The organism is Ancylobacter sp. IITR112 (assembly GCF_041415945.1).
In the GTDB taxonomy this organism is placed as follows: Bacteria; Pseudomonadota; Alphaproteobacteria; order Rhizobiales; family Xanthobacteraceae; genus Ancylobacter.
In genome coordinates this window covers 2,087,133-2,091,762 of the sequence record NZ_JBGCUS010000001.1, presented here as the reverse complement: position 1 = coordinate 2,091,762, position 4,630 = coordinate 2,087,133, and the positions used below count along the sequence as shown (strand labels likewise).

The 4,630-nt window shown below is 66.6% G+C and carries 4 protein-coding genes; 3 read left to right on the top strand and 1 reads right to left on the bottom strand.

Features of this window, described 5'->3' with window-relative positions:
* Nucleotides 1–343 precede the first annotated feature (343 nt).
* Entirely contained in the window at nucleotides 344–1,555 is a 1,212-nt protein-coding gene (locus AAC979_RS10175) for an NADP-dependent isocitrate dehydrogenase (protein ID WP_371346713.1), read from the bottom strand.
* 243 nt (nucleotides 1,556–1,798) lie between these two features.
* On the opposite strand from AAC979_RS10175, the gene AAC979_RS10170 reads away from it, so the two are divergent.
* From AAC979_RS10170 to murI, 3 genes are all read left to right on the top strand, one after another.
* Nucleotides 1,799–2,635, top strand: coding sequence for a cycloisomerase (locus AAC979_RS10170; protein ID WP_371346712.1), 837 nt, complete (start codon nucleotides 1,799–1,801; stop codon nucleotides 2,633–2,635).
* Between the two features lie 163 nt (nucleotides 2,636–2,798).
* Entirely contained in the window at nucleotides 2,799–3,635 is an 837-nt protein-coding gene (locus AAC979_RS10165; RefSeq protein ID WP_371346711.1) for an RNA methyltransferase, read from the top strand.
* A 144-nt stretch (nucleotides 3,636–3,779) separates the two neighbouring features.
* Nucleotides 3,780–4,622 (top strand): glutamate racemase, encoded by an 843-nt coding sequence (gene murI, locus AAC979_RS10160; RefSeq protein WP_371346710.1) that lies wholly within the window; start codon nucleotides 3,780–3,782, stop codon nucleotides 4,620–4,622.
* The last annotated feature ends 8 nt before the right edge of the window (nucleotides 4,623–4,630 follow it).

Below are 4,630 nucleotides of genomic sequence, written 5' to 3'. Positions count from 1 at the left end.
GCCAGCCAAATCCCGTACCCCGCCACCGCATCCGGTTTATTCCCCGGACGGATTCGCCCTGGGACACCGTATAATTGGGTACCGTTCTAGAGGTGTGGGCTGCCGACACGCAACGCCGCGGAGGGTGTCGAATTTTGTTCGTTTCGATCTGATTGTGGATGCTGTCTTCTTAGCCACACGCCGTACTTATGCGAGAGGTGTCAGGGTACTTTTGAGAATTGCAAAACCCTGTATAGCAACCTCTCCGCGCATGCCGGGCGAGGCGGCCGGCGCGCCTGTCGGCGCGGGTCCGGCGCCGGGCCGCAGCGATCCCCGGGGCGGCCTTGCCCCGGGGATCTGACCGTCAGGCGAGTGCCTTGCTCAGGTTTTCGGAGATCTTGTCGAGGAAGCCGGTGGTGGAGAGCCACTTCTGGTCGGCGCCGACCAGCAGAGCGAGATCCTTGGTCATGTAGCCGCTCTCGACCGTGTCGACACACACCTTCTCCAGTGTGGCGCAGAAGGTGGCGAGGTCGGCATTGTCGTCGAGCTTGGCGCGATGGGCGAGGCCGCGCGTCCAGGCGAAGATCGAGGCGATGGAGTTGGTCGAGGTCTCCTTGCCCTTCTGGTGCTCGCGGTAATGGCGCGTCACCGTGCCGTGCGCAGCTTCCGCTTCCACGGTCTTGCCGTCCGGCGTCATCAGCACCGAGGTCATCAGGCCGAGCGAACCGAAGCCCTGCGCCACGATGTCGGACTGCACGTCGCCATCATAGTTCTTGCACGCCCAGACATAGCCGCCCGACCATTTCAGCGCCGAGGCCACCATGTCGTCGATCAGGCGGTGCTCGTACCAGATCTTGTGCTTCTCGAACTCGGCCTTGAATTCGGCCTCGTAGATTTCCTGGAAGATCTGGCGGAAACGGCCGTCATACTGCTTGAGGATGGTGTCCTTGGTGGAGAGGTACACCGGGTATTTGCGCATCAGGCCGTAATTGAGCGAGGCGCGGGCGAACTCGGCGATGGATTCGTCGATGTTGTACATCGACAGCGCCACGCCGGCGCCGGGGTATTTGTAGACTTCGTGCTCGATCACCTGCCCGTCATCGCCGACGAACTTGATGCTGAGCGTGCCCTTGCCGGGAACGAGGAAATCGGTGGCGCGGTACTGGTCGCCGAAGGCATGGCGGCCGACGATGATCGGCTGGGTCCAGCCGGGCACGAGGCGCGGCACATTCTTGCAGATGATCGGCTCGCGGAAGATCACGCCGCCGAGAATGTTGCGGATGGTGCCGTTGGGCGAACGCCACATCTTGGCGAGGTTGTACTCGGTCATGCGGCCGGCATCGGGGGTGATGGTGGCGCACTTCACGCCCACGCCCACGCGCTTGATGGCCTCGGCGGCGTCGATCGTGACCTGGTCGCCCGTCGCGTCGCGGTTGGGCAGGCCGAGATCGTAATATTCGAGCGGCACATCCAGATAAGGATGGATGAGCTTGTCCTTGATGTACTGCCAGATGATCCGGGTCATCTCGTCGCCGTCGAGCTCGACGACCGGATTCGCCACCTTGATCTTCGCCATTGGGTTCCTACCTCGCACGGATGCAGCTTCGTAATGGGCCTCCGCGCCGGTCCGCGCGGCCGGCACCGGTGATAGGGCGTGATACCGCGCCGCAGCGTCGAGCGAAAGCGCGCCGCGGCCCCGCTTTGCCAGTAAATCGTCAAACCCCTGTCGTGGCAGCTTCACCCGGCGCTGCTAGCTCCCGCTCCGCTGTCACGCGGCACCGGCACGGGTGCGCCGCGGTGCGTCGAGAGGACCACGACCATGCTTGCACGCCCTGTATTGTTCAGTCTCGCCCTTCTGCTGGCGGCCGGGACCGCCGGCGCGCAGGAACTGCGCCCCGCTGCCGAGACCATCGGCCGGTTCGAGGTTCCCGAAGCCCGGCAGGCCGTCGCGGTGACGGACCGCTTTTTCTACGCCATCGACAATCGCACCCTGGTGAAGCTCGACAAGGCCACCGGCGCGCCGGTGGCGAAATGGGAGGGTCCGAAGGGCGGGCCGATTCTCCATCTCGACAGCGGTGTCGTTCATGACGGCAAGCTCTACACCGCCCACTCCAACTACCCGGACTGGCCGATGACCTCCTCGGTGGAGGTATGGGACGCGGAGACGCTGAAACATCTGGACAGCCACAGCTTCGGCATCGAGCGCGGCTCCTTTACCTGGCTCGACCGCGACGCGCAGGGCCGCTGGTGGGGCGCGTTCGCCAATTACAACCGCGTCTTCGACAAGAGCCCGCTCGCCTATGGCAACAAGTACGCCACCCAGATCGTGCGCTTCAACGCCGACTGGAGCATCGCCGAGGCGTTTGTCTATCCCGATGCGCTGGTCGCCAAGTTCCAGGACATGAGCAATTCCGGCGGGGCCTTCGGCCCGGACGGGCGGCTCTACATTTCCGGCCATGACAATCCCGAACTCTATGTGGTCGCGCCGCCGGCGATGGGCTCGGTGATGGAGTGGCGGGAGACGATCCCGGTCGAGATCGCCGGGCAGGGCTTCGCCTTCGACCCGGCGCAGCCCGGCGTGGTCTGGGGGCTGATCCGCGGCAAGGGCGGCGCGGCGAACCAGGTGACGGTCAGCCGCCTGCCGGCGGCCAAGTGATCAGTTGCTTGATCAGCGCGTGACTGGCCATGCCCGCCGCGCGTGACGCCCCGCGGGGCCGGCGAATGCGCTTAACGATTTCGCCGGCGCCGGAAATGCTCTAGGAGGGCGGCATGTGCGCGCACCGCCCCCTTTTCCCTCACGTCGCCCCGGACTCGCCGTCATGACCGGGGCTGGTACCAATCGCAGCCTCGACTGGCCCGAGAGCGGGCCGGTGGTGATTCTGGTCGAGCCGCAACTCGGCGAGAATATCGGCTCCGCCGTGCGCGCCATGGGCAATTTCGGCCTGACGCGGCTGCGCATCGTCAATCCGCGCGAGGGCTGGCCGAACCCCAAGGCGGTGACCTTCGCCTCCGGCGCCGACCGCATCCTCGACAATGCCGAGATTTTCCCGGACCTGCGCGCGGCGCTGGCCGACCTCAATTTCGTCGCCGCCGCCACGGCCCGCGAGCGCGGCATGCAGAAGGCCGTTCTCGGTGCCGATGCGGTGGCGGTGGAGACCGCCTCGCGAATCGCCGGCGGCGAGCAGGTGGGGCTGGTGTTCGGGCGCGAGCGCACGGGACTCTATACGGAAGAAGTCTCGCTCGCCGATGTCATCCTCACCTTGCCGGTCAATCCCGCCTTCGCCTCGCTCAATCTCGGCATGGCGGTGGCTGTCGTGGCCTATGAATGGTTCAAGCTGGCCTCCGGCGGGGCGCTGCCGTTCCAGATGCCGGACCGCTACCCCATCGCCGACAAGGCGGATCTGCTCGCCTTTTTCGACCATGTCGAACATGAACTGGACGAGGCGCTGTTCTTCCGTTCGCCGGAAAAGAAACCGGTGACGATCCGCAACATCCGCAACATCTTCCATCGCGTCGGGCTGACGCGGCAGGACATCGCCACGCTGCACGGCATGGTGGCGGCGCTGGTGGAGGGCAGGCGGGTGCGCGAGGCGCGCACCGCCGCGCGTTTGGAGGGGCGCAGCGACGGGGCGGAGGAGGGCGCGGGCGAAAGCTGAGCCGGGTGCAACGAAGCGTTCACCAAGATGCGCCACAATGATGCCTGAGATGGAGGACATCAGATGCGTATCGAGGCTTCTCCCGTAACCGTTGCCGGCCTACGCGGCGTCTCGCCACCTGCTTCGTCCACCGGGACTGTTGCCGTGTCGTCCTTGCCGCCTGCCACCGCACTGCGTGCGCCGACCATACTGATGTTCGATTCCGGGCTCGGCGGCCTTTCCGTGTTTCGCGAACTCGCCCGCGCGCGGCCGGATGCCCGCTTCATCTATGCCGCAGACGACGCGGCCTTTCCCTATGGGGCGCTCAGCGAGGACGCGCTGGTGGCGCGGGTCATGGCGGTGATGGATCGCCTGATCGCCCGCACCGCGCCGGATGCGGTGGTGGTCTCCTGCAACACCGCCTCGACGCTGGTGCTGCCGCCGCTGCGGGCGCGCTTCGCCATTCCCTTCGTCGGCACGGTCCCCGCGATCAAACCGGCCTGTGAAAGCTCGCTTACCCGCGAGGTCAGCGTGCTCGCCACACCCGGCACGGTGCGACGCGACTACACACAGAAGCTGATCCAGGATTTTGCCGGCGACTGCCATGTGACGCTGGTCGGCTCCACCCGGCTCGCGCCGCTGGCCGAAGCCGCCATGCGCGGCGAGGAGGTGAGCAATGCCGAGATCGCCGCCGAGATCGCCCCCGCTTTCGTGCGGGAGGGGCGGTCGCGGACCGACACGGTGGTGCTGGCTTGCACCCATTACCCGCTGCTGCTCGACCGGCTGAAGCAGGTGGCGCCCTGGCCGGTGCGCTGGATCGACCCGGCGGCGGCGATCGCCCGGCGGCTGTCCTCGCTGGTCGGCCCGGTCGCCTTCGCTTCCAATCCCGCGCCGATGCGGCTGTTCTCCACCGGCCGGCCGCTCGATGCCGCGCTGGTCGAACGGATCGGCGGGCGGCGCAGCCGCTCAGGCGAGATCCTTGACATGGAGGCGTCCGCTCCGGCCTGATCGCGCGG

Excerpts from the sequence above, each read along its gene's own strand:
- AAC979_RS10165 (WP_371346711.1), top strand. The coding sequence starts at position 2,799 with ATGACCGGGGCTGGTACCAATCGCAGCCTCGACTGGCCCGAGAGCGGG.
- AAC979_RS10170 (WP_371346712.1), top strand. The coding sequence starts at position 1,799 with ATGCTTGCACGCCCTGTATTGTTCAGTCTCGCCCTTCTGCTGGCGGCC.
- AAC979_RS10175 (WP_371346713.1), bottom strand. The coding sequence starts at position 1,555 with ATGGCGAAGATCAAGGTGGCGAATCCGGTCGTCGAGCTCGACGGCGAC.